The organism is Polyangium sp. y55x31, assembly GCF_029946505.1.
Taxonomy (GTDB): domain Bacteria; phylum Myxococcota_A; class Polyangia; order Polyangiales; family Polyangiaceae; genus Polyangium.
Map to the genome: position 1 here is coordinate 64,784 of NZ_JARZHG010000018.1, position 23,080 is coordinate 87,863.

Annotated in this window: 16 protein-coding genes; 15 read left to right on the forward strand and 1 reads right to left on the reverse strand. The window is 67.9% G+C overall.

The features are described 5' to 3' along the window. Nucleotides 1–45 precede the first annotated feature (45 nt). The 4 genes from QHF84_RS27885 (at nt 46) to QHF84_RS27900 (ending at nt 5,354) form a co-directional block, all read left to right on the forward strand. Nucleotides 46–1,176, forward strand: a complete 1,131-nt coding sequence (locus tag QHF84_RS27885) for an AAA family ATPase (protein WP_281316486.1) — start codon at nt 46–48, stop codon at nt 1,174–1,176. Between the two features lie 6 nt (nt 1,177–1,182). Continuing rightward, nucleotides 1,183–3,585 carry a DUF5682 family protein gene (locus QHF84_RS27890; RefSeq protein ID WP_281316487.1) on the forward strand — a complete coding sequence of 801 codons (2,403 nt, stop codon included), beginning with the start codon at nt 1,183–1,185 and terminating at the stop codon, nt 3,583–3,585. A 5-nt stretch (nt 3,586–3,590) separates the two neighbouring features. Next, nucleotides 3,591–4,904, forward strand: a complete 1,314-nt coding sequence (locus tag QHF84_RS27895) for a VWA domain-containing protein (RefSeq protein WP_281316488.1) — start codon at nt 3,591–3,593, stop codon at nt 4,902–4,904. An 84-nt stretch (nt 4,905–4,988) separates the two neighbouring features. Further along, nucleotides 4,989–5,354 carry a hypothetical protein gene (locus QHF84_RS27900; RefSeq protein WP_281316489.1) on the forward strand — a complete coding sequence of 122 codons (366 nt, stop codon included), beginning with the start codon at nt 4,989–4,991 and terminating at the stop codon, nt 5,352–5,354. Here QHF84_RS27900 and QHF84_RS27905 read toward each other — a convergent pair. After that, complete coding sequence (locus QHF84_RS27905; protein WP_281316490.1) at nt 5,305–5,715, reverse strand: hypothetical protein; 411 nt, start codon at nt 5,713–5,715, stop codon at nt 5,305–5,307. The two genes, QHF84_RS27900 and QHF84_RS27905, sit on opposite strands and share 50 nt — an antisense overlap. Nucleotides 5,716–5,883: 168 nt before the next feature. Between QHF84_RS27905 and QHF84_RS27910 the strand changes: the two genes are divergently transcribed. The 11 genes from QHF84_RS27910 to QHF84_RS27960 all read left to right on the forward strand — a co-directional run bounded on the left by QHF84_RS27910 (nt 5,884) and on the right by QHF84_RS27960 (nt 23,079). Continuing rightward, complete coding sequence (locus tag QHF84_RS27910) at nt 5,884–8,865, forward strand: AIR synthase-related protein (protein ID WP_281316491.1); 2,982 nt, start codon at nt 5,884–5,886, stop codon at nt 8,863–8,865. Next, the gene (locus QHF84_RS27915) at nt 8,855–9,763 is read left to right on the forward strand and encodes a phosphoribosylformylglycinamidine synthase subunit PurQ (protein ID WP_281316492.1); all 909 of its coding nucleotides are present in this window, start codon (nt 8,855–8,857) and stop codon (nt 9,761–9,763) included. Before QHF84_RS27910 ends, QHF84_RS27915 begins: the two co-directional genes overlap by 11 nt. 81 nt (nt 9,764–9,844) lie before the next feature. Continuing rightward, entirely contained in the window at nt 9,845–11,983 is a 2,139-nt protein-coding gene (locus QHF84_RS27920) for a hypothetical protein (protein ID WP_281316493.1), read from the forward strand. Between the two features lie 184 nt (nt 11,984–12,167). Beyond that, nucleotides 12,168–13,784 carry an N-acetylmuramoyl-L-alanine amidase gene (locus tag QHF84_RS27925; RefSeq protein WP_281316494.1) on the forward strand — a complete coding sequence of 539 codons (1,617 nt, stop codon included), beginning with the start codon at nt 12,168–12,170 and terminating at the stop codon, nt 13,782–13,784. 414 nt (nt 13,785–14,198) lie between these two features. Continuing rightward, nucleotides 14,199–15,137 (forward strand): hypothetical protein, encoded by a 939-nt coding sequence (locus tag QHF84_RS27930; protein ID WP_281316495.1) that lies wholly within the window; start codon nt 14,199–14,201, stop codon nt 15,135–15,137. 48 nt (nt 15,138–15,185) lie between these two features. Next, nucleotides 15,186–16,121, forward strand: coding sequence for a LysR substrate-binding domain-containing protein (locus tag QHF84_RS27935; protein ID WP_281316496.1), 936 nt, complete (start codon nt 15,186–15,188; stop codon nt 16,119–16,121). A gap of 99 nt (nt 16,122–16,220) precedes the next feature. Beyond that, on the forward strand, nt 16,221–17,702 hold the full coding sequence (locus QHF84_RS27940) for a catalase (RefSeq protein ID WP_281316497.1): 1,482 nt from the start codon (nt 16,221–16,223) through the stop codon (nt 17,700–17,702). Continuing rightward, nucleotides 17,699–18,190: an ankyrin repeat domain-containing protein gene (locus QHF84_RS27945; protein WP_281316498.1), complete on the forward strand. Its 492-nt coding sequence runs from the start codon at nt 17,699–17,701 to the stop codon at nt 18,188–18,190. Before QHF84_RS27940 ends, QHF84_RS27945 begins: the two co-directional genes overlap by 4 nt. A gap of 92 nt (nt 18,191–18,282) precedes the next feature. Next, nucleotides 18,283–20,517: an alkaline phosphatase PhoX gene (locus QHF84_RS27950; RefSeq protein WP_281316499.1), complete on the forward strand. Its 2,235-nt coding sequence runs from the start codon at nt 18,283–18,285 to the stop codon at nt 20,515–20,517. Then, nucleotides 20,514–22,148 (forward strand): hypothetical protein, encoded by a 1,635-nt coding sequence (locus tag QHF84_RS27955; protein WP_281316500.1) that lies wholly within the window; start codon nt 20,514–20,516, stop codon nt 22,146–22,148. The genes QHF84_RS27950 and QHF84_RS27955 overlap by 4 nt, the downstream gene beginning before the upstream one ends. A gap of 22 nt (nt 22,149–22,170) precedes the next feature. Continuing rightward, on the forward strand, nt 22,171–23,079 hold the full coding sequence (locus tag QHF84_RS27960) for an SAM-dependent methyltransferase (RefSeq protein ID WP_281316501.1): 909 nt from the start codon (nt 22,171–22,173) through the stop codon (nt 23,077–23,079). The last annotated feature ends 1 nt before the right edge of the window (nt 23,080 follow it).

A 23,080-nucleotide genomic window follows, 5' to 3' on the forward strand; every position in this document is an offset into this window, starting at 1 on the left:
ACAAACCCACGTATTTTTCATCGAACGCACGGTCGGGGACGAGACATGGCGACGAAGAAGGACACCCAGAAGGCGGACGGCGGCGAGGGCTCTGTGAAATCGGACGTGCTCCGCGAGCCGGCGGAGCGGCTGTACGCGAGCGAGCTCGAAGCCATCGCGGCGGCCGACAAATTCGAAAAACCCGCGGGCTGGCGGCTCTCGCCGAAGGCCGTGCTCCTCTACATCATGGGCGGCAAGGTCGGCGAGACGAATATCACGCCGAAATACGTGGGCGCGCCGCGCATCGTGGAGATCGCGATCGCCACGCTCGCCACCGACCGCGCGCTCCTGCTCATCGGCGAGCCGGGCACGGCGAAGAGCTGGCTCTCGGAGCACCTCGCGGCGGCCATCTGCAATGACTCGCAGCTCCTCGTCCAGGGCACGGCGGGCACCACCGAGGAGCAGATTCGTTACACGTGGAATTACGCGCTCCTCCTCGCGGAAGGACCGAGCCCGAAGGCGCTCGTGCCCTCACCCATTCACCGCGCGCTCGAAGCCGGCAAGCTCGTTCGATTCGAAGAGATCACGCGTTGCCCCTCGGAGGTGCAGGACGCGTTGATCACGCTCCTCAGCGAAAAAGTCCTCGCCGTGCCCGAGCTCGGTTTCCACGTGCAAGCGAAGCGTGGCTTCAACGTCATCGCCACGGCGAACACGCGCGACCGCGGCGTCAACGACATGAGCGCCGCCTTGAAGCGCCGCTTCAACATCGTCGTGCTCCCCGTGCCGAGCGACATCGACACCGAGGTATCGATCGTGGCGCGTCGCGTGCGCGAGATCGGATCGAGCTTGAAATTGCCGGCGGCGCCGCCGGCCGAAGAGGCCGTGCGCCGCGTGGTGCAGGTCTTCCAGGAACTCCGGCGGGGCCAGACGATCGATGGCAAGCAAAAGCTCAAGAGCCCTTCGGGCGTCCTCTCCACGGCCGAGGCCATCTCCGTGCTCGGCAATGGAATGGCCCTCGCCGGCCATTTCGGCAACGGCCGCGTGAGCGACCGCGACCTCGCCGCGGGCCTGCTCGGCGCGGTCGTCAAGGAGGATTCGAAGGACGAGGCGGTGTTCGTCGAGTACCTCGAAAACGTCATGAAGAAACGCGGCGGCGCCTGGGAGCCGCTTTATACGGCCTGCAAGGAGCTCGTGTAGGCAGCCATGGCGGCGAGGAAGGCAAACCTCGGGGCAAGCACCGTGGTGCCGGGAAAAACCCCGCCCACCACGGGTCCGCTCGCGCGTATCTTCGGCGTGCGCCACCTCTCGCCGATGGGGGCCTGGCACGTCGAGCGATTCCTCGACGAGGTCGATCCCACGGCCGTGCTCGTCGAGGGCCCGAGCGACGCGACCGACGAGATCGCGCACCTCCTCGACAAACGCACGGTCCCCCCGGTCGCGCTGCTCGCCTTCACGCAGAAGCGGCCCGTCCGCTCGGTGCTTTTCCCGCTCGCCGCTTATTCGCCCGAGTGGGTCGCGCTCCGCTGGGCGCTCCGGAAAAACCGCGTGGCCCGCTTCATCGACCTCGCCGCTTCGGTGTACCTCGCCCGCAGCGAGGCTGCGGCGGAGCATACGCACGAGGACGACGACGAATCCGACGAGGCGGAGGAAAAACCCGAGACGGACACCCAGCGTTACCTCGGTGATCCCTACGAGGCGATCGCAAAGCTCTCGGGCGATCCGGACCACGATACCTGGTGGGAGCGCCATTTCGAGCACTCGATGACGCCGGATTCGTATCGCCTGAGCATCTTCGAGCTCGGCCGCGAGCTCCGCGCGCTCGAATACGAGTCGCCGCGGCGGCGCGAGGAGACGCTCGTGCGCGAGGCGTTCATGCGCCGGCGCATCCGCGACACGATCGCGGAAGGGCACGACCCCGACCGGATCGTCGTCATCTGCGGCGCCTATCATGCGCCTGTGCTCGTCGCCGAAGAGCCGGCGATGACCGACGAGGAAATCGAAAAGCTCCCGACTGTGCCGGTCACGCGCACGCTGATGCCGTACAGTTTCTTCCGATTGAGTTCGCAATCGGGATACGGCGCGGGCAACAAGGCGCCCGGGTATTTCCAGGCGCTCTACGAAGAGGCCCGAGAGGGCTCGACGGCGCGGCTCGGGACGCGATTCCTCGCCGAGGTCGCGGGGCGGCTACGCAAGGCGGGCATGGTGCGATCGAGCGCGGAGGTCATCGAGGCCGTGCGGCTCGCCGAGGGCATGGCGTCCCTGCGCGACGCGCACGCGCCCACGCTACGCGACCTCGAAGACGCGGCGGCGACGTGCCTCGGCCAGGGCGAACCCATGAACGTCGCGCGTTTCATTCACGACGTCGCGGTGGGCGACGCGCTCGGCAAGGTGCCTCCGGGCGTGCTACGCACCTCGATCCAGGACGATTTTTATCGCTGGGTCAAGGATCTGCGCCTGGAGGACTACCTCAAGGACAAGGAGCAGATCATCAAGGGCTCGACGAGCAAAGATTGGCTCGACCTCCGGCAGGACCGTTTTGCCAAATCGGAGGACGCGGCCTACCGGGATCGGAATCGATCCATCTTCCTGCATCGGCTCACGGTGCTCGGCATCGGATTCGCGACAAACAGGACGAGCGAGGAGGACCGGGCGCAGAGCACGTACAAGGAAGTCTGGGCCGCCCGCTGGACGCCCGATTGCGAGATCCAGCTCGTCGAGAACGCGCTCCGGGGCGACACGATCGAAATCGCGGCCGCGCGCTCCATCGGCGAGGCGCTCGACGCGGCCGAAAACGTGCACGCCGCGGCGAACCTCGCGCGAAGGAGCGTCGAATGCGACCTCTCGGACGCGACGGCGGCGGCGCTCGCCCGCGTCTCGACGCTCGCCGTCGACGACGGGGATTTCGTGGCCGTGGCGGGGGCCGCCCTCGAATTGAGCCACCTCGTCGCCTACAAGGACGTGCGCAAGATCGACGTCGCGCCGCTCGAACCCCTCGTCGCCCAGCTCTTCTTGCGTGGCGCGCTCCTCGCGCCCGAGGCCTCGCGTTGCAACGAGGAGGCCTCGCGGAACGTCGGCGCCGCGCTCGGGCACCTGCACCGCGTGGGGCTCATGTTCCCCGACAAACTCGACGTCGATCGGTTTACCAGCGTGCTCGACGCGATTGCCGACGACGACGTCGCCTCGGCGCACATCGCGGGCGTCGCGAGCGCGATCCTCCTCGAACGCGGCATTCTCCAGGACGACGTCCTCGACCGCCGCATCTCGCGCCGGATCTGCCCCGGCGTCTCGCCGAGCGAAGGCGCGGGCTTTTTCGAGGGGCTCGCGACGCGCAACCGTTATGCATTGCTCTCGCGCCGCTCGCTCTGGGCCGCCATGAGCGGGTTCGTCGAGGCGATGGACCACGACGATTTCCGGCGCGCCGTCGTCGCGCTCCGCCGCGCGTTCGGCTCGTTCGAGACGAGCGAGGCGCGAAAGATCGCGGCCCTGCTCGCGGAGCTCTGGGGCGGCAACGAAAAAGAGCTCCTCCGGGCGATCGAGACCAAGGTGGACGACGCCGAGCTCGCGGCCCTCCAGGACGACCTCGGCGATCTGGATCTGGACCTGTAAAAGCCATGGCCAAAAAGAAGGCAGCTCCCGCCCAAAGCCCTGCTGCACCGAATCCGCCCGCGGCGCCGCCCGCGCCCGCCGGACCGATGACGTTCGACCGGCACCAGCGCTGGCGGCTCATCCTCGGCAAACGCGTGGAAGATCAGATCTGCGGCGGCGGAGGCGCAGGCAATGGCGGCGGCGGCGGCGGCGGAGGGCTCCTCACGCGCGAGATGTCGGAAATGGACGCCGCGCTCGGCGCGCTTTACGACGTCGAGGAGACCGAGCCCGGAAACGGCAGCGGCAGCAGCAGCAAGCGAAGCGCCGGACTTGGCGCGAGCCGGCCCAAGCTCGCCGCGTGGCTCGGCGACGTGCGCAAGTATTTCGAGCAGGACGTCGTCGCGGTCATTCAGCAGGACGCGATCCAGAAGAGGGGCTGGAAGGAGCTGCTCTTCGAGCCGGAATCACTCGCGCAGATCACGCCGAGCGTCGAGCTCGTGGGCACGCTGCTCACGATGAAGGACATGATCCCGGACCGCGCCAAGGATGCCGCGCGCGAAATTGTCCGGTCCGTCGTGGAGGAGATCAAGAAGCGAATGCAAGGCGAGCTCGAACGCGCGGTGCGCGGCGCGCTCGACCGCTCGCGCCACCAGCCCATTCCGAGCCTGCCGAACCTCGACTGGCGGCGTACGATCGGGAAAAACCTCAAGAACTATCAAAAGGACCGCCGCACGATCGTCCCCGATCGTTTCTTCTTTTTCGCTCGGCAGCATCGAAGGCGCGAGTGGAACGTGATCGTCGCGATGGACCAATCCGGTTCGATGGCGAGCAGCGTCGTCTACGGCGGCGTGATGGGCTCGATCCTCGCGAGCCTGCCGGCGCTCGAGACGCACGTCGTGGCGTTCGACACGGAGGTCGTGGATCTGACGCCGCGGCTCGTGGATCCGGTGGACCTCATCTTCGGGATCCAGCTCGGCGGCGGGACGGACATCAATCGAGCGGTCGGGTATTGCCAGGGCCTCGTCTCGAACCCGCGCCGCACGCTCTTCATTCTGCTGACGGATCTTTACGAAGGCGGCAATCAGGAGCAGATGGTCAAGCGCATGGAGGAGATGGTGCAGAGCGGCGTGCGCGCGATGTGCCTGCTCGCGCTCGACGATTCGGGGACGCCGATGTACGACGCGGAGCTCGCGAAGAAGCTCGCGAAGCTCGGCGTGCCTTGTTTCGCGTGCACCCCGAATGCACTGCCGCCGATGCTCGAGGCGGCGCTCAAGGGGCACGATCTCGAGATGATCGCGCGGCGGTTCGATGCGCGGAAGGCCGAGGGTCGAGAGGCCTGATCTCGGCGCTCTCGGCGGGTTGCCACGCCGGGTCTCCCCGTGTCATGATGCTTGGGTTCCAAACGAACGCAGGGAGGAGATCCGGTGGCTAAAATCACGATCTACGAGACGTTCACGAAGGCCGACATCGATGCGCTCCTCACGGTCGGGGCCCATCTCGCGCTTGCATTCGATGCGTCCCATCCGCACGCCGTGAAGACCGTCCACCTCGAACTCGGCATGCAGATCTCGGCGACGCAGATCGTCGACCTCGAATCGCGGTTCCACTCCACGTACATCAAGCTCAAGGGCGGCCTGATGCACGGCGAGGGGAAGTACAAGCTCGAAGCGCACCACTTCGAGCAGGACATCGTGGACGCGTCGCCGAAGGCCTACGAGATCAAGAAGAACCGCGCCATCGTCAAGCACGGGAGCGTGGGCGATCTGGTCGCCGATATCGGCTGGTGGTGACGGCGGCTGTCAAAAGCACAGCCACGAGCGGCGCGAGCCCCTCCAATACGATCGTGCCGAGCCAAACCCGCGCTTCCTCCGCGGGGAGCTCCACGCGGATGTACGGCCCCACGTCGTCCGAGAACCATTCATCCGTTCCGATCCGATAGGCGGCCCAGAGCAGCGCGACCACGAAGGCCGCCGCGCGTAGGGCCTTCTTGCCGGAGAGCACGAGCGCGACCGTCACGACGAGCGCGATGAGCGTGCAGCCGAGGACGAGCGGCTCCCTGGGCGGCGCGACCTTGTCGAGCACCTCCGCCCGCGCGAGACGCGGGAAGGCGAACACGGGCAAACAGGCGGCCCACCGGATCGTTCGAGGCACGAGGTGCGCTCCTTCGCCGCAGATTATCCCTTTTGCGTAGAATCTTCCAAGCACGAGCGCTCGCTCGGCGCGCGAGCGCCTCGGCGAAGCGAACGAAGCCGCGCCCGCAAACCTTCCACATCCCCCAGGTTGTGCTAGACGGCTGCGCGGACGAGGAGCCCACCCACCATGCCCATCTACCGGCTCGAGATCGAGAACCGGCCGGCCGTTCCGGACGCGCTCGCCACGAAAACCGCGCAGACGCTCTCGGCTTGGCTCGGCCTCTCCCCGGCGCGGATTCGTACGCGCAAGGTATACCTCTGTGATCTCGACATGTCCGAGGCCGAGGCCAAAAAGGTCCTCGCCGCCATCGCCGACCCCGTCATCGAGGTCGCGGCCCTCGGCGCGTTGCCCGACGGCGAACCCGGCGATCCGCCCGTGATCCTGACCGTCTCCTTCTTGCCCGGCGTGACGGACGCAGTCGGCAAGAGCGTGAAAACCGCGTGTGAGGACGCGCTCGGGCGCGCGCTCGCGGGCCAGGTGTACACGGGCACGATGTACCTCGTCTGGGGCCTTCCGCGGGCCGACGTCGAGCGCGCGGCGGCCGAAGTCCTGCACAACCCGCTCATCCAGCGCATCCGCATCGACGCGCCTCCGCGCAGGCCCGACCTCTCCGTGCCGCGCGCCGGCGCGACCCAGGCGCCGCGGACCGAGATCGTCCCCTTGCGCGGCCTCTCCGACGAGGCGCTCGAACGGCTCTCGCGCGAGCGGCTCCTCGCGCTCTCGGTGCCCGAGATGCACGCGGCGCGCGACCATTTCGAGAAAGAAGGCCGCGAGCCCACCGACGCCGAGCTCGAGTGCATCGCGCAGACGTGGAGCGAGCACTGCAAGCACAAGATCTTCAACGCGCCGATCGAGTACACGGACCCCGCGGGCAATACGCGGCGCATCGAGCGCGGCGTCTTCAAGACGTACGTCGTCGCCGCGACCGAGGACGTGCGCAAGGCGCGGGCGTCGTCGGGAATCGACGGAGACGGCGGCGATTTCTTGGTTTCCGTCTTCAGCGACAATGCGGGCGTCGTGCGGTTCACGGACGAATGCCACCTCGTCTACAAGGTCGAGACGCACAACTCGCCCTCGGCGCTCGATCCGTACGGCGGCGCGATGACCGGCATCGTGGGCGTCAACCGCGACAGCTTCGGCTGCGGGCTCGGGGCGGACCTGCTCGCGAACGTGTGGGGGTATTGTTTGGGCAAGCCAAACCATACCGGCGCGCTGCCGAAGGGTCTCATGCCCCCGCGGCGCATCCGCGACGGCGTACACCACGGCGTCATCGACGGCGGCAATCAGTCCGGCATTCCGTACATGCGCGGCTTCGAGCTCTTCGACGACCGGTTCACGGGCAAACCGCTCGTGTATTGCGGGACCGTCGCGGCGATGCCCGTCGAGACGGCGGGCCGGCCCACGCACGAAAAATTCACGGCGCCCGGGGATCGGATCGTCATGATCGGCGGGCGCGTGGGCAAGGACGGCATTCACGGCGCCACGTTCTCCAGCGTCGAGCTGAACGAGAGCTCGCCCGTCCAGGCGGTGCAGATCGGCGACCCGATCACGCAGAAGATGATGTTCGACATGCTCGCGGAGGCGCGGGATCGGGGCCTTTATAGCGGGATCACGGACAACGGCGCCGGCGGGCTTTCGAGCAGCGTCGGCGAGATGGCCGAGGCCTCGGGCGGCGCGGAGATCGACCTCGCGCGCGTGCCGCTCAAATACCCGGGCCTCGCCCCCTGGGAGATCCTCGTCAGCGAGGCGCAGGAGCGCATGACGGTGGCCGTGCCTCCGGACAAACTGGAAGCATTCCTCGCGCTCGCCGCGCGCCGCGAGGTGGAGGCCACCGAGATCGGCACGTTCACGAATTCGGGCAAGCTCGTGGTGCGGTACGGCGAGGAGAAGGTCTGTGATCTCTCGCTCGCGTTCCTGCACGGCGGGCTGCCGAAGGTCGTGCGGACGGCGCGCTGGAGCCCGCCCCCGCGGGCATTCGCGAGCGCCGCGGACCGGGACGAGGCGCTCGCCGCGCGGCCGCTCGGCGACCTCGTGGTGTCGATGCTCGCGCAGCCGAACATCCGCAGCGGTGAGCGGTACGCGCGCCATTACGATCACGAGGTGAAGGGGCTCGCCGTGGTAAAACCCTTCGTCGGTGTTTTTCGGGACGTACCGGCCACGGCCACGGTCATGCGCGTGCGACACGGGCGCGACGAGGGCGTGGTGCTCGGCGAGGGGATTCACCCGCACTGGAGCGACATCGACACGCACGCGATGGCCCTCGCCTGCGCGGACGAGGGCGTGCGGCGCATCCTCTGCGCCGGCGCGCGGATCGATCGAATGGCCGCGCTCGACAACTTCTGCTGGCCCGACCCGATCAAGAGCACGACCACGCCCGACGGCGAGCACAAGCTCGCGCAGCTCGTACGCGCGTGCGAGGGATTGTACGAGGCGTGCGTGGCGTACGGGCTGCCGCTCATCTCGGGCAAGGACTCGATGAAGAACGACGCGACCCTCGGCGGCGTGAAGATCTCTGTACCGCCGACCCTGCTCGTCAGCGTCATCGGGCAAATGAAGGATGTGCGGTGCGCGCTCACGCTTTCACCGCGTGCGCCGGGCGACGTCGTGTATCTGCTCGGCGAGACGGAGGACGCGTGCGGCGAGAGCGAGCTTTCCAGGCTCCTCGGGCTCGCCCTCGAGGGTGTCCCGCGCACGGACGCGAAGCGATTTGCGGCGCGGTATCATGCATTCGCCGCGGCGCACGAGGCGGGCCTCGTTCGGTCGGCGCACGTGCTCTCGCGCGGCGGGCTCGCGGTCGCGCTCTCGCACATGGTGATGGCGAGCGAGCTCGGTTTGTCGGTCTCGCTCGATGGCGTGGGCGCGGGGCTCTCCCCGGCGATCGCGCTCTTCAGCGAATCGACGGGGCGCATCCTGCTCAGCACCCGGGCCGAGGACGCGGCCGCGCTCGAAGCGCGCCTCTCGCCGCACGCCCTCGTCCGGCTCGGCACGGTCGAACCAGGCTCGTCCGGGCGCGGGTATTTACGTATTCGTCAGGGAGGACAAACGCTCGCCGAGATCGGCTCGGACGCGCTCCGCCGCGCCTTCCAGGAGGAATCCCATGCCGTCTGACGGTCACCGCTTGGGGGCTGCGCTCGGACAAGCCGAGCTACGCCCCCAAACCCCCAGATCTGCGCCGAAAGAGGCGCGCGACGTGCGTGTCCTCGTGCTCACGGGCTACGGGCTCAACTGCGAGGCCGAGACGGCCGCCGGGTTTTTACGCGCCGGCGCGACGGTCGATCTCGTCCACCTGAGCGAGATCCTGGAGCGCGGCGGACAGGCCGACACGCTCGCCGGGTATCACATCCTCGCGTTCATCGGCGGTTTTTCCTTCGGCGATCACATCCAGAGCGGACGCGTGTTCGCCAATCGTCTCCGGTTCCGGCTCGGCGAGGCGCTCTGCCGGTTCGTCGACGACGGCGGGCTTGCGCTCGGGGTCTGCAATGGATTCCAGACGCTGGTTTGTCTGGGCCTCCTGCCGGGCGTGAGCCGCGCGCGGGGCATGCCGCTCGCTGCGCAGCAGGCGGCGCTCGTGCACAACGACCGGCTCGGGTATTTCGACACCTGGGTGAAGCTCGCCGTCGACCCCGCGAGCCCCTGCGTGTGGACGCGCGGAATCGGCCCCACGATCGAGATGCCGAGCCGCCACGGCGAGGGCAAGCTGCTCTTCCTCGACGAATCGCTCCGCGACGAGATCCTCGCCTCGCGCCTCGTGCCCGTGCGTTACGCGGACGCGAGCGGCGCGCCGACGGAGGTCTGGCCGGACAACCCCAACGGCTCACCGGGCGGCATGGCGGGGCTCTGCGATCCCACGGGGCGCATCTTCGGGCTCATGCCGCACCCCGACGCGTATCTTTATCCGGAGAACCACCCCGACTGGATCCGGCAACGCGACGCGGGAACACTCCCGGCCGCGGGCCTCGGCCTGCGCATCTTCGAGAACGGAGTACGGGCCGCGCTCGCGGGGTAGATCGACACTTCGTCGTCACCATTCTCCTTTTGCCGACCTCGGGGCGTTCGTGCTCTCATGCGGCCAGAGGAGAAGTTTCGTATGGCGATGCGGCGTGTCCGTGGGCTGTTCTTCGGGGCTGGTCTCTGGGCCCTCGTTTCTTGCGGCGGCGCGGCCGTACAGACGCCGCCCGAGACCGGCGCGGGGGCGAAAACGGACGTCGCGGTCGCGCCGCCCGCGCCCACCACCACCGCCGCGGCGCCGGCCAAGGACGCCGCGCTCGAGCCGCCGCAGAAGATCGATTCGCTCCTCCGCCTCGTGCCACGCGACGCCGTGCTCGTGGCAAACGTGCCGCCGCCCGAGAAGGCGCTCGCCGCGATGGATCCGGCGCTCCGGGCGGGGCTGCTCTCCGAGCTCGCGGGGGGCCTCTCGGGGAAACTTGGGCTCGACCCGGCGCTCGTCGCGGACCTCGTCAAATCATTCGAGGGCGCCGTCGTGTTCGCGGGTCCGGCCACGCCCGACGGTCCGCCTGAGCCGATGGACAGGTTTTGTTATGCGGCCCGAATGAACGACGGGGCGCTCGTGACGAAGGCGCTCGGCGCGCTCGGGGCCGAGAAAAAGGAGCGGGGCCTCTTCGTCGTCCGTTCGCCGAAGGGCCTCGAAGTCATGCACGGAGCGTGGATCGAGGGGGCACGCGCGCTCGTCGGGTGCCTGCAAAAAGAGAACCTCCGTGATGCGTTCGAGGTCGGTCATGGGCGCGCGCCTTCGGTCGAGGGATCGGCGCTGCTCGTCAAGGAGCGCGCGGGGGATCCGTTCATCGCGGTCGATTTGCATGGCCTCGGGGCCGACACGAAATCGCCGCCCGAGCCGGGCTCGCGCCTCTTCGTCGCGCTCGTGGGACAACCGCAGGGGCTCGGGCTCGACCTGCGATTCTCGGGATATGGGCCCGATTTCCCGGCGCTCGGCTCGGTGCTCGACGCGGCGCCGCAGGTCGTCATGCCGAAGCTGCCGGAAGGCGCGCTTGCTGCCATCGGTTTGTCGACGCAGCGTTCGTCCGGCAAAACCGTGGCGGACGTTCTGGATGTGGTGCTCGGGCGCTCGACATCGCCTGGTCTCGCGCAGAGGTTGTTGCAGCGGGAGCTCGGTAACGTCGGGATCGAGCTCGCGGACTTCGAAAAGGCGCTCGGCGGCGAGGTCGTGATCGGATTGTACCGGGATCCGAAGCGGCCGTTTTCGTTCGATGACGTGAGCGACGATCCCGCGAAGGACATGGCGGCGCTCGTGGTGATCGCGACGAAGGATGCGGACGCGCAGAAAAAGGCCTTTTCGAGCTTCCACGTGGGCATAAAGCCGGACAAGAAGGACACACTCAGAGGGAATACGTACACGCGGGATCCGGGGGACGGCTCCTTCCTCCACATCGAAATGCGGCCGGGGTTCGCCGTCATCGGGCTCGGCAACAAGAAAGTCGCGCTCGACGCCGTGCGCCGGTTTGGGAAAGACACGAATACGTTGTCCACGAATCCAGCGTTCCTCACGGCGCGCGCGAAGGAGAAGGCCGCGTCGCATGCGCTGCTCTTCTTCGATCCGGCGCTCGCCCGGCTGATCGCCGATCCGACCTCGGGCGCGGCGCCCGGCACGCGGGTCGGGGGCGGATCGATGCTCTCGCTCGTGCTGTTCCCGAGTGATCGTGGGCTCGAGCTCGCCGCGACCGGGGACGGCGCGGCGGAGCTCTTGGGGATCGGCGCGGCGCTCGCGGTGAACGGCGTCAAGCGGTACACGACGCGCACGAAAGCCGCGGAGGCCAGGCATACGCTCGGCATGATGGCCCGCGCGGCCGTGGCCGCATACGAGCGCGAGCAGGCCGACGCAAAGGCGGGGACGCACAAGCTGTGCAAATCGGCGACGCCGGTGCCGAGCGTCGTGCCCCGGGACACGACGTATCTGCCTTCGGGGAAACCGGGGCAGGATTTCGAGCAGGGCGATGAGACCTCGGGCTGGCGTTGCCTCAAGGTCTCGCTCGTGCAGCCGATCCGGTACCAGTACGAATACCGTGTGGGCGGGAACTACAAAGGACCGAAGCGCGGCGGGCCCGATCCGGGCAAGGACGGGTTCGAAGTCTCGGCCGAGGGTGACCTCGACGGCGACGGCAAGACGAGCCTGTTCACCATGATTGGAAAGATTCAGAAAGGGACGGTCGTCCTGTCCACACAGATGTTCATATCGGACGAGCTCGAATGACGTGATTCTCGAGCGTTACGCTCCGCGTCATCATTGCTCCGGACAGATGCGTCGCGCCAAGCGGTGACTCGCGCTTGCGCCCGGCGACCAATCAACGTACCCCTTCCATTTCGTATCCCTGCCTCGGCATCGCGTCCCGAAGGCCCACACGATCCCACCCTGGAAACGAAGAAGGGTTCACGCCATGAGACGTCTGCTTTGCCTGCTGATGTTTGCGCCCGTGCTTTCGGCCTCCGCCCTCCTCTCCGGCTGCGGCGGCGAGGAAGGCACCGGCGAGGGGGACGCCACGCTGATTCCCGGTGAAGGGGCCGCCAGCCCGACCGCTGGTATGCACCCTTATCACCCCCATTTCGAGGCAGCGGCGAAGGAGTTCGCCGTCCCGGCCTCGCTGCTCGTCGCGATCGGATACGCCGAGACGCAGCTCTATCACGTGCCCGGTGATACCTCCGAGTTCGATGGTGTCCCGCCTGCGTATGGCGTGATGGCATTGCGCGGCGAGGCGCTCGCGAAGGGCGCCGCGCTCGCGGGCCTGAGCGAGGAGGAAGTCCAGACCGAGCCCGCGGCCAACATCCGGGCCGCCGCGGCGCTGCTCGACGCCCACGCCGAGGAGCTCGGCTTCGACCGCGCGGATATCGGCGCGTGGGCGCCCGCGGTGGCGGCGTACTTCAATCATCCGAGCCTCGACGCGCAGGCGCATTTCGTTCATGACGAGGTCTACCGCCACCTGCGCGAGGGCATCGCGGCGCCCGAGGACAGCGGGATCGACGAGATCCTCGCGGCGAACCCCGACGCAACGCCGAAATTCCCGAAGCCCGAGTTCATCGGCAAGCCCGGGCCCGCGAACGCGGTTTATGCCGGATCCGTGTGGCGTCCCGCGCCGTCGTCGAACTACACCTCGGGCCGCAACGGATACAAGGCCGAGCTGCTCGTCGTCCACACCTGCGCCGGCACGTATTCGGGCTGCTGGGGCTGGCTCACGACGCCCTATCCGACGAACCCGTACAAGACGAGCGCGCATTACGTCGTCAACGAGAGCGGCAGCGAGATCTCGGCGCTCGTCGACGAGGCGAACACGGCGCACCACGTCGGCGCGAGCTGGAATGGCCTGCCCACGAATCCGCGATCGGTCGGCATCGAGCACGGCGGTTATCCGTACGCCGGCGCGAACAAGTGGACCGAGGGCCAGGTCGCGGCGTCGGCGAAGCTCTCGTGCGACATCGTGAAGCGGCAGAACATCATCCGCGATCGGCAGCACATCATCGGCCATTACCAGCCGGATCCGGTGAACCGGGCGAACGACCCCGGGACCGATTTCCCCTGGGCCGATTACATGAACCGCATCAACACGTGCGTCGGTGGCGGCGGCGGCGGCGCCTCGTACATCACGGTCGACAGCAACAACGCGAACAACAACAGCGCGGTGGCGCGTATCGTGGCGCCCTCGGCGAACTGGACGTCGTCCACGAACGTCGCCGGGTATTACGGCACGGGGTATTATGCCGCGCCCACGGCGGCGATCTCCGACGGCGCGACGTTCGAGTTCTACCTGTCCGCGGCGGCCTCGAAGCAGGTCTACGCGTGGTGGACCTCGGCCTCCGATCGGTCGACGACGACGCCCTTCGTCATCTTCGACGCGAACGGCACGAAGCTCGGCACGGTGAGCAAGAATCAGCAGACGGGCGGAGGCGCGTGGCAGCTCCTCGGCACGTACAATTTCACGCCTGGCTGGAACCAGGTCGTCGTCTCGCGCTGGACGGCGACCGGTTATCAGGTCATCGCCGACGCCGTGCAGATTCGCTGAACCCCTCTCCAGGGCCCGCGGCGTCACGCGCGCCGCGGGCCTTTTTCAAGACGCATGCCGAATCCTTCCCTGCCCCGATTCTCCCGCCTCGCGCCCGCCCTCCTCGCCCTCCTCGCGGCGACGTCCTGCACGAAAAAAGAAAAAGAACCGGACAATGCATTGCCGTCGCATTCCGCAATGCCCGGAACCGGTGCGAGCGGCGGACCGATTGAGGGAAAACTACCTGTCCCGACAACCGGCAACAAACCGGATGTCCCGACAACCAAGGACAAACCTTTGCCGTCGGAATCGGCGGAGAGGGCGGAAGGAGGGCCTAAAAACGCGGCGGGAGACGAAATACCCCCCGAAGAGCGGCAAAAAATCGCGGGAAAGGTCGCGTTCATCTCGGAGCGCGATGGAAACCGCGAGATCTACGTGATCGGAGCGGATGGCAAAGGGGAAGAGCGGCTCACGAAGAGCCCGCACGCCGATTACAATGGCCCCGCCTCCCCGGACGGCAGCGCGCTGCTCGCGATCCGCGTCGAAGGCGAGGAAGGGCCCCAACAACTCCTGCTCCAACCCCTCGACGGAAGCCCCCCAAAACCCCTCGGACCCCTGGCAGGTCGCGTACGCTTTCCCACATTCTCACCGGACGGGCGCTTCGTCGTCTACGAGTCGAACGGCGGGAAGGTGGACCCGGCACATTTTTCCGATCTGTACCGGGTGAACAGTGACGGCAGCGGCTTTCGACGCATCACGAAAAACGACGAAGGGAACTTCGAGCCGTCGTTTTCGCCGAAAGGCGACGCGATCGTCTTCCTTTCGAGCCGCGATCGCGTGGCCGAGCTCTATCGCATGCGGCCCGACGGGAGTGATCCCGTCCGCCTGACGAACACGCCACGCGACGAATGGGGCGCGCGATATTCGCCCGACGGCAAGGTGCTCGTGTTCGTGAGTGATCGCGAAGGCGCGGACCGCGTATGGCTCATGCCCTCGTCGGGCGGCGAGGCGCGGCGTTTGACGCAATTGCGGCCCGCGCCGCGGATCGTCGAGGACAAGCCGACATGGTCCCCGACGGGCAAACGAATCGCTTACGCGCTGCGCGCGCCCGAGGAGCCTTCCCGCGTGGGGATCGTCGCCATGGAAGACGGGAAAGAGACGTTCGTGCGCGCGCCCGGAGGCGCGGGGCACGTGGGTGAGCCCGCGTGGTCGCCCGACGGGCAATACCTCGCCGTGACCGTGACCCGCGGGTCGGAGCAGCAGATCTGGATCGTGCGGGCCGACGGGAGCGGAATGACGAGGCTGACGAGCTCTCCGGGCGGGAACTGGAATCCCATCTGGATTCCGCCGCGCAAAGGGAAAGGCGGCAAGTAGAAAGGGCGCGTCGCGTCCGGCGGGGTTCGGTGATAGGATCATCCTATCATGCGCCTCGCCCCTCATCCGGTGACCCTGCGGCAACTCCAGTACGTGGTCGCGGTCGCGGATCGAAAGAGCTTTCGGAAGGCCGCGGACGATTGCCACGTGTCGCAGCCCTCGCTGTCGGCGCAGATCCAGCAGGCCGAGGAGGCGCTCGGGATCTGCCTGTTCGAGCGGGATCGGCGCACGGTCACGCTGACGGCCGCCGGCGCCGAGATCGTCGCGCGCGCCCGCGCGCTGCTCGTCGCCGCGGACGATCTCGTCGACACGGCGCGCCGCTTCGGCGATCCCTTCGCCGGGACGTTGCGCCTCGGCGTGATTCCCACGATTGGACCGTATCTTTTGCCGGAGATCGCCCCCGTCCTGCGCGAGCGATATCCGAAGCTCACATTCGTCTGGACCGAGGAAAAGACGTCGACGCTCGTGCAGATGCTCGGGCAAGGCGCGCTCGACGGGGCGATCGTCGCGCTCGAAGCCGATATCGGGGATCGGCCGCACGTCGTGCTCGGCAAGGATCCGTTCGTGTTTGCGGCGGCGCCGGGGCATCCGCTCGCCGGAACTCGCCGGCCGCTCAAGCCCGAGGAGCTCGAGGGCGAGTGCGTGCTTTTGCTCGACGACGGCCATTGCTTTCGGGATCAAGCGCTCTCGTTTTGCTCGCGCGCCGGGGCCGAGGAGGCGGGCTTTCGCGCGACGAGCCTGGCGACGCTCACGCAGATGGTCGCCGGAGGCGCGGGCGTGACGCTCCTGCCGAGCCTCGCCGTGCCGCTCGAGAATCGGCGCGACGCGCTGCGGATCCGCCCCTTCGCGCCCCGGGGACCGGCGCGGACGCTCGCCCTCGTCTGGCGGCGCGGCTCGGCCCTCGAGAGCACGCTGCGCCCCGTGGGCGAGACGCTCCGCAGCGCCTACACCACGCGCACCGAGCGTGGCCAGGCCGCCGTCTGATAGTCTGAGCCTATCGGGACCATAGGAACGATGTCATGGCCCCCCACCCAGGGGCGGACGTACTCTTCTCGCATTCGCAGGAACGAGGAGGGAGCAACCATGACGAATCGCATTCTCACGACCGAGGGTGGAGCGCGGGTGATCGACGACGCGCATTCGCAGACCGCGGGCGCCGCCGGGCCGACGCTCTTGCAGGACCACTACCTCCTCGAAAAACTCGCCCGCTTCAACCGCGAGCGAATCCCCGAGCGTGTGGTGCACGCCGTGGGCTCGGGCGCCTATGGCTACTTCGAGGTCACGAGCCCCGACGTGCCGCGGTGGACGAAGGCCAAGCTCTTCTCCGCCGTGGGCAAGCGGACGCGTGTCTTCTTGCGTTTCTCGACCGTCGCCGGCTCGAAGGGCGCGCCGGACACCGTGCGGGATCCGCGGGGTTTCGCGCTGAAGTTCTATACCGAGGACGGGAACTGGGACATCGTCGGGAACAACACGCCGATCTTCTTTCTGCGAGACGGAATCAAGTTCCCCGATTTCATTCACTCGCAGAAGTACGATCCGTACACGAACCGGCAGGAGCCCGACAATGCGTGGGACTTCTTCTCGCACACGCCGGAGGCGACGCACCAGTTCATCTGGCTGCACGGCGATCGAGGTATTCCCGCGACGTTGCGGCACATGGACGGGTTCGGCTCGCACACGTTCCTGTGGGTGAACGCGGACGGCGAGAGGTTCTGGGTGAAGTTCCATTTCAAGACGGATCAAGGCATCCAGTGCCTCACGAGCGAGCAGGCCGCCGCGATCGGCGGCAAGGATCACTCGTTCCACCACAAGGACCTCTACGACGCGATCACGCGCGGCGAATACCCGAGCTGGACGTTCAACGTGCAGATCATGCCGGAGGCGGACGCCGCGCATTACAGGTTCGATCCGTTCGACGTGACGAAGGTGTGGCCGTACAAGGACTATCCGCTGATCCCGATCGGGAAGCTCGTGCTCGACAGGTTGCCAGACAATTATTTCGCCGAGACCGAGCAATCCGCGTTCGATCCGGGGAACATGGTGCCGGGCATCGGGCCCTCGCCCGACCGCATGCTGCAAGCGCGGCTCTTCGCATACGGCGACGCGCAGCGATATCGCCTCGGCATCAACCACACGCGGCTGCCGGTGAACGCGCCGCAAGGCGTGGTCGGCGGGGCGCGGAACTACGGGCGGGACGGGGCGATGCGCTTCGACGACAATGGCGGCCGCGGGAAGAATTACCAGCCGAACAGCCACGACGGCGCGTCGCCGACGGGTGAGCGATACGACCTCGGCATTGCGCTCTCGGGGCATACCGGGCCGCAAGCGCATCCGCGGCACGCCGAGAATGACGATTTCGTGCAGGCCGGGGCGCTCTATCGCGTGATGAAGGAGGACGAAAAGGAGCGGCTCGTGCAGAACCTTTCGGGCAGCCTCGCGCAGGTGAGCCGCGAGGACGTGATCGAGCGGTCGATCGGGTATTTCGCAAAGGCGGACGAGGAGCTCGGCCGCAAGCTGCGCGGCGCCGTGGCCGCGCTGCGCGGAGCGAAGGCAGGTGCACGATGAACGATCTCACCTTCGAGGAACGCGAGCGCGCCGCGCACCTCGCCCGCGCTGGAAAGACCGATCCGCTCGTCGAATTGCTGGGGGGCCGCTGCCCGGACGTCCTCGACGCGAAGGGTGATAGCCTGCTGATGCTCGCGGCATATTACGGGCACGCGGGGACCGTGACGGCATTGCTGCTCCTCGGGGCGGATCCGGAGCTGCGGAATCCGCGCGGCTGGTCGCCGCTCGACGGGGCCGCGTTCAAGGGTGATCTGGAGGTGATCCGGATGCTGCTCGATTGCGGCGCGCAGCCGGACGCGGCGGGACCGGACGGGCGGACGCCGCTCATATGGGCCGCGGCCTTCAATCGCAGCACGGTCGTGGAAGCGCTGATCGAGCGCGGCGCCGACCCCATGAAGCGCGACATCGCCGGCCTCGACGCCGCAGCCCACGCCCAAGCCATGGGCGCGGAGGCCACATACACGCTGCTCGTGCGGCGGGCGGCCTGATCCGCAAAACGGCTGGTGTCCCAGCTCGACAATGGCAAGATCCTCGGGCGCGCGCGCTCCGCATTCGCGAGCGCCGCCCGAGGAAACCGCGCATGAGACGAAAAACGGGCCACTGGGAGCATCGTCATTTCCAGGCTCTCGGGACTGCCGGCGTCCTGATCGGGGTCGGATTCGTCGCCTGTGAGGGCGGCGGCGAGGGTCCGGACCGGACCGCGGCGACGGCGCACGTGCTCGGCGGGCAGCCGCTTTCGAGCGTGGTGGGTTTGTCGTTCACGGATGATCTCGGCACGGGCGCGACGGATCTCGCGCAATACGTCCGGGCGCGCGTCGAGCAGGTCGCGCGAGGTACGCTGCCGGAGGACGTGGAATTTCCGCTTTCGAATGCGTCGACGAACGACGTGCGGGCGATCGCCGGGCTCTCGCCGAACGTGGTGGTGTCGTGGCTCGATCCGCTGACGTTCGATCGGAGCCCTGCGGCGCCGCGGTTCGGGGTGAACGACGATTACATCGCGGTTTTCGGCGATCACTGGAACGACGCGCCCGGCGATCCGCCGCAATGGCACGGCAGCGGCGCGTCGGCGTGGTTGTGGGTGAACCACGAATCGATCTCGAACGAGGCGCCGACCTCGACGACGGCGCCGACGGGCCAGCACCTCACGCTCGCGAAATACCTCGCGGCGGAGAGGGTGTTGACGAATGACGTGACCTCGAACCAATGGCCTCCCGCGGCGCTCGCGACGTACGTGCGCGAGTCCAAGCGCCAGGTCGGCGGATCGTGGTTTCACGTAGTGCAGGATCCAGCCTCGGGCGCGTGGCGCGTCGATCACGGCGCCGGAGCGGTCCGATACGACGCGACGAGCAAGACGCTGGCACGCATCACGGGGATGACACCGCTCGAAGTCGATCACGACGACGAGGGCCACGCGCTCCCGCCCGGCGTCGTGAGCGGCATCATGTCCGATTGCTCGGGCGGCCAGACGCCGTGGGGCACGGTGATCACCGCGGAGGAGAACGTGCAGGACTTCCATGGAGACATGGAGGTTTTCTGGACGAACGAGCAAAAGCTCGTCCGCGGCGCAGGCGCGGATCCCGGCGGGCCGATCACGTTCGACCCGACCCCGAGCCCGGCGAGCCTGTACGGGATGTCGCCGGATCCGAAGTCGCGCCACGCGAAAGATTTTTATGGGTACCTCGTGGAGATCGATCCAGGCAAAGCGCCCGACGAATTCGAAGGGAAACACGCGCCGGGCGTGGGGCACAAGAAGCTCGGCGCGATGGGCCGCGCGCGGTGGGAGAACACGACGTTCGTGGTCGACGCGGACTGGAAGCTTTTGCCGAACGAACCAATCGTCCTCTATTCCGGCGACGATCGGCGCAGCGGCCGGGTGTACAAGTTCGTCTCGAAAAACGTGTACGTGCCCGGCATGACGCGGGCCGAGACACGCGCGCTGCTCGACGAGGGGAAGGTGTACGCCGCGCACTTCGCCGGGCTCGACAACACGACCGGCGTGACGATGCTCGCGACGGGCGAGGCGCCGACGGAAGAACAGCCGGGGATCGGGCAGTGGATCGAGCTCGGTACGGCGAGCACGGCGATCGCCCCGAACGCGGTCGCGCTCGGCGAGCCGGGCAAGACCGTGGGCGAAGCGCTCTCCGACATGGATTACAACGGGCTCGGCGGCTTTTCGAGCGACGACGACGTGCGCCGCGCGCTCTACACGGCGAGCGCGAAGGTCGGGATCATGGAGCTGAACCGGCCCGAGGACGTCGAGTACAACCCGCGTGATCCGAGCGGCACGCCGCGGATCTACGTGTCGTTCACGAACCACGGGCACAAGACGCAGCTCGATCAGGCAGGCAGGCTGATCGATCCGGCCGTGCACGAGCAGGCCGCGGGGAAGCGGCCCGACATGATCGGCAACGTGTTCGCGATGCAGGAGTCGAACCCGAAGAGCCCCGGGGCTTCGACGACGTTCGCATTCTTCCGCGTGTGGGCCGGCAAGAATGCTACGGGGCCGTACGATGCGTCGAACCCCGACAACATCCTGATCGATCGCGAAGGCGGCGTGTGGTTCGGGACGGACGGGAACTTCGCGACGAACGCGCGCGCCGATGCGGTGTACTTCCTCGACCTCGATCGCGCGCACGCCGCGGGCGCGCCGGGCGTCGTGTCGCCGACGTTCGGCAAGGCGTTCCGCATCGTGGCGCTGCCGAGCGACGCAGAAGCCACGGGGCCGGCGCTCGCGCCGGACATGCGCACGCTGTTCGTGAGCGTGCAGCACCCAGGCGAGCGCGTGCAGAGCCTGTGGCCGCATGGGGCGCGGTGAAGGCACGCGCGTCCTCGTTCTTGCTCGTTTGCGGGCTCCTCGTGGGCCTCGGGGCGGCCGCGTGCGGGTGGCGCGCGGAGCGGGCGGCCGAGGGCCTCTACGACCCGCTCGCGCGCGCCCGCGAGGCAGCCGGCGTCGTGCACAACCCCGAGGCCTCGGTGCCGCCGCTCTGTTACACGAAGACCGGCGGGACCTCGAACCCGTGCTGGGTCTGCCACACGAGCGCGCACGGGCCGAACGTGCGCGCCGACGCGCATCTGCAGGAGGAATACGCGTTCTCGGACGTAGCCCTCACGAACCACTACGAGAACCTGTTCGTCGATCGGAGCGCGGAGATCGCGCGGATGTCGGACGAGGAGATCCTCCGCTACGTGCGCGAGGACAACTACGCGCCGCTCCAGCGCGCGCTCGCGAGCGCACGCGGGTACGAAGGCTACGTGCCGGACCTCGATCTCGATCGCGGCTTCGACGACGAGGGTTTTGCGCGGGATGGGAGCGGCTTTCGCGCCCTTCGATACAAGCCGTTTCCAGGTACGTTCTGGCCCACGAACGGGAGCACGGACGACGTCTTCATCCGCTTGCCCGAGGCGTTTCGCACCGACGATCGCGGCGCGACGTCACGCGCGATCTACACGCTGAACCTGTCGCTGCTCGAAGCCGCGATCACGACGGATCCGGATGCGCCGGCGGATCGGATCGATCGGACGATCGAGCCGGTGGACGAGCGTTTGCTCGGCGAGGATCTCGACGGCGACGGCGCGCTCTCCGCGGGCGTGACGCGCGTGCGGCGCTTGCCACGCACGTACGCGGGCGCCGCGTCGAGCGAGCCGCTCGAACGAGGACTCTATCCGCGCGGCGTGGAGTTCTTGCATTCGGTTCGTTACCTGGATCCGGACGCGCCCGGGTACGTCGCGCGGCGCATGAAGGAGCTCCGGTATTCACGCAAGGTGCTGAAGCTCGATCGATGGGCGCTCCTACGGGCCTACGAGAAAGAGCAGGACGAAAAGGACGAGGGGCTCTTGCCCGTGTACACGGGGTCTGCGACGAGCGGGCTGCGGAATGCGTTCGGCTGGCAATTGCAAGGCTTCATCGAGGACGCCGCGGGGCGGCTCAGGCTCGCGACCGAGGAAGAACATCGATTTTGCATGGGCTGCCATTCGGGGCTCGGGGTGACGGTCGATCAGACGTTCGCGCTCGCGCGCAAGGTGCCGGGGACGCAGGGATGGCGAATGCAAGACCTGCGCGGCATGAAAGACGTCCCCGAGCTCGGACACGGAGAGCCCGAGGTGCTGACGTATCTGCGTCGCGTGGGCGGCGGCGACGAGCTCCGCGCGAACGAGGAGATGCTCGCGCGCTTCTTCCCCGGCGGATCCCTCGCGGAAGCCGAGGTGCGGCGCGCCGCGCCCGGCGGCGATCGGGATCTCGCGTTCCTGCTCCTGCCCTCGCGCGAGCGCGCGCTCGCACTCGACAAGGCGTATCGGGTGATCGTTCGAGGTCAACGTTTTGATCTCGGCCGCGACGCGCTGCTCCGTCCCGCAGAGAACGTGCACCGGGCGATCGAGAACGGATCGACGGAGCTCGGCAAAACGAACCGCGTGTACACGGACGGGCGGCTGCGGCTCGATTGGTGAGGGTGCTACGCTCGGGGACGTCATGTCCCACGAACGCACGAGCCTGACGGCCAAGAAGATCGCCCGGTTCCTGATCCTGATCGACGCCGTGCCCCGATTCGCGGGCCTCTTGCCCGCGGACGCGGCGAGCACGGCGGAGGCGATCCTGCGCGCCTCCGGGGCCGTCGGGCGGCGGCACATCGACATGATGCGCGCGCCGTGGACGCAAAGGTTTTACGAGATCGCGGAGGCGTGGACGGCCCGAGGTCAGCTCATCTGGTTCGGGCTGCGAAAGCGGTGGATGGCGGATGCCGTGGAGGAGGCCATCGCAGCGGGCGCGACGCAGCTCCTCGTGGTCGGCGCAGGGTTCGATCCACTGGCGACGATCGTCGCGAGGCGTCATCCGGAGATCACGTGCGTGGAGATCGACGCGCCCGCGACGGCCGAGCCGAAGCGCGCGGGGGTGCGTGGCGCCGGGTTTGAAAGGACGAACCTGCACCTCTGCGCGGCGGATCTTTCGAAGCGATCCCTCGGCGAGGTCTTGCGCGAGACGCCCTGGCGGAGCGATGCGCGGAGCGTGGTCGTGGCCGAGGGGCTGCTCATGTATCTGGACGTGAAGGACGTGAAGGCGTTTTTCCGGGCCGTCCACGAGCACACGGGGCCCGGGAGCCGCGTGGCATTCTCGTACGTGGACGGAGACGACGCCGGCCGGCCGCACCTGGGGACGCTGGATTGGCTGATCCGCACGTCGCTGCGACTCGCCGGAGAAACGATGCGGTGGGGGATCCGGCCCGCGCGGCTGCCGAAATTCGTGGCGGAAAACGGGTTTTCCGTGATCGAGCAGGCGGACGGGGAGGCGCTCCGGAAGAAGTATCTCGCGCCGGCCGGTTTGCCGGAGGAGCCGATCGCGGCGTACGAGTATCTGGCGCTCGTGGAGCACGCCCGGGGATGAG

Bases quoted from the DNA above. Each gene is read 5' to 3' on its own strand.
- QHF84_RS27910 (WP_281316491.1), top strand. From the start codon at position 5,884: ATGCCCATCTACCGGCTCGAGATCGAGAACCGGCCGGCCGTTCCGGAC.
- QHF84_RS27890 (WP_281316487.1), top strand. From the start codon at position 1,183: ATGGCGGCGAGGAAGGCAAACCTCGGGGCAAGCACCGTGGTGCCGGGA.
- QHF84_RS27950 (WP_281316499.1), top strand. From the start codon at position 18,283: ATGAGACGAAAAACGGGCCACTGGGAGCATCGTCATTTCCAGGCTCTC.
- QHF84_RS27945 (WP_281316498.1), top strand. From the start codon at position 17,699: ATGAACGATCTCACCTTCGAGGAACGCGAGCGCGCCGCGCACCTCGCC.
- QHF84_RS27940 (WP_281316497.1), top strand. From the start codon at position 16,221: ATGACGAATCGCATTCTCACGACCGAGGGTGGAGCGCGGGTGATCGAC.
- QHF84_RS27935 (WP_281316496.1), top strand. From the start codon at position 15,186: ATGCGCCTCGCCCCTCATCCGGTGACCCTGCGGCAACTCCAGTACGTG.
- QHF84_RS27960 (WP_281316501.1), top strand. From the start codon at position 22,171: ATGTCCCACGAACGCACGAGCCTGACGGCCAAGAAGATCGCCCGGTTC.
- QHF84_RS27920 (WP_281316493.1), top strand. From the start codon at position 9,845: ATGGCGATGCGGCGTGTCCGTGGGCTGTTCTTCGGGGCTGGTCTCTGG.
- QHF84_RS27895 (WP_281316488.1), top strand. From the start codon at position 3,591: ATGGCCAAAAAGAAGGCAGCTCCCGCCCAAAGCCCTGCTGCACCGAAT.
- QHF84_RS27885 (WP_281316486.1), top strand. From the start codon at position 46: ATGGCGACGAAGAAGGACACCCAGAAGGCGGACGGCGGCGAGGGCTCT.
- QHF84_RS27915 (WP_281316492.1), top strand. From the start codon at position 8,855: ATGCCGTCTGACGGTCACCGCTTGGGGGCTGCGCTCGGACAAGCCGAG.
- QHF84_RS27925 (WP_281316494.1), top strand. From the start codon at position 12,168: ATGAGACGTCTGCTTTGCCTGCTGATGTTTGCGCCCGTGCTTTCGGCC.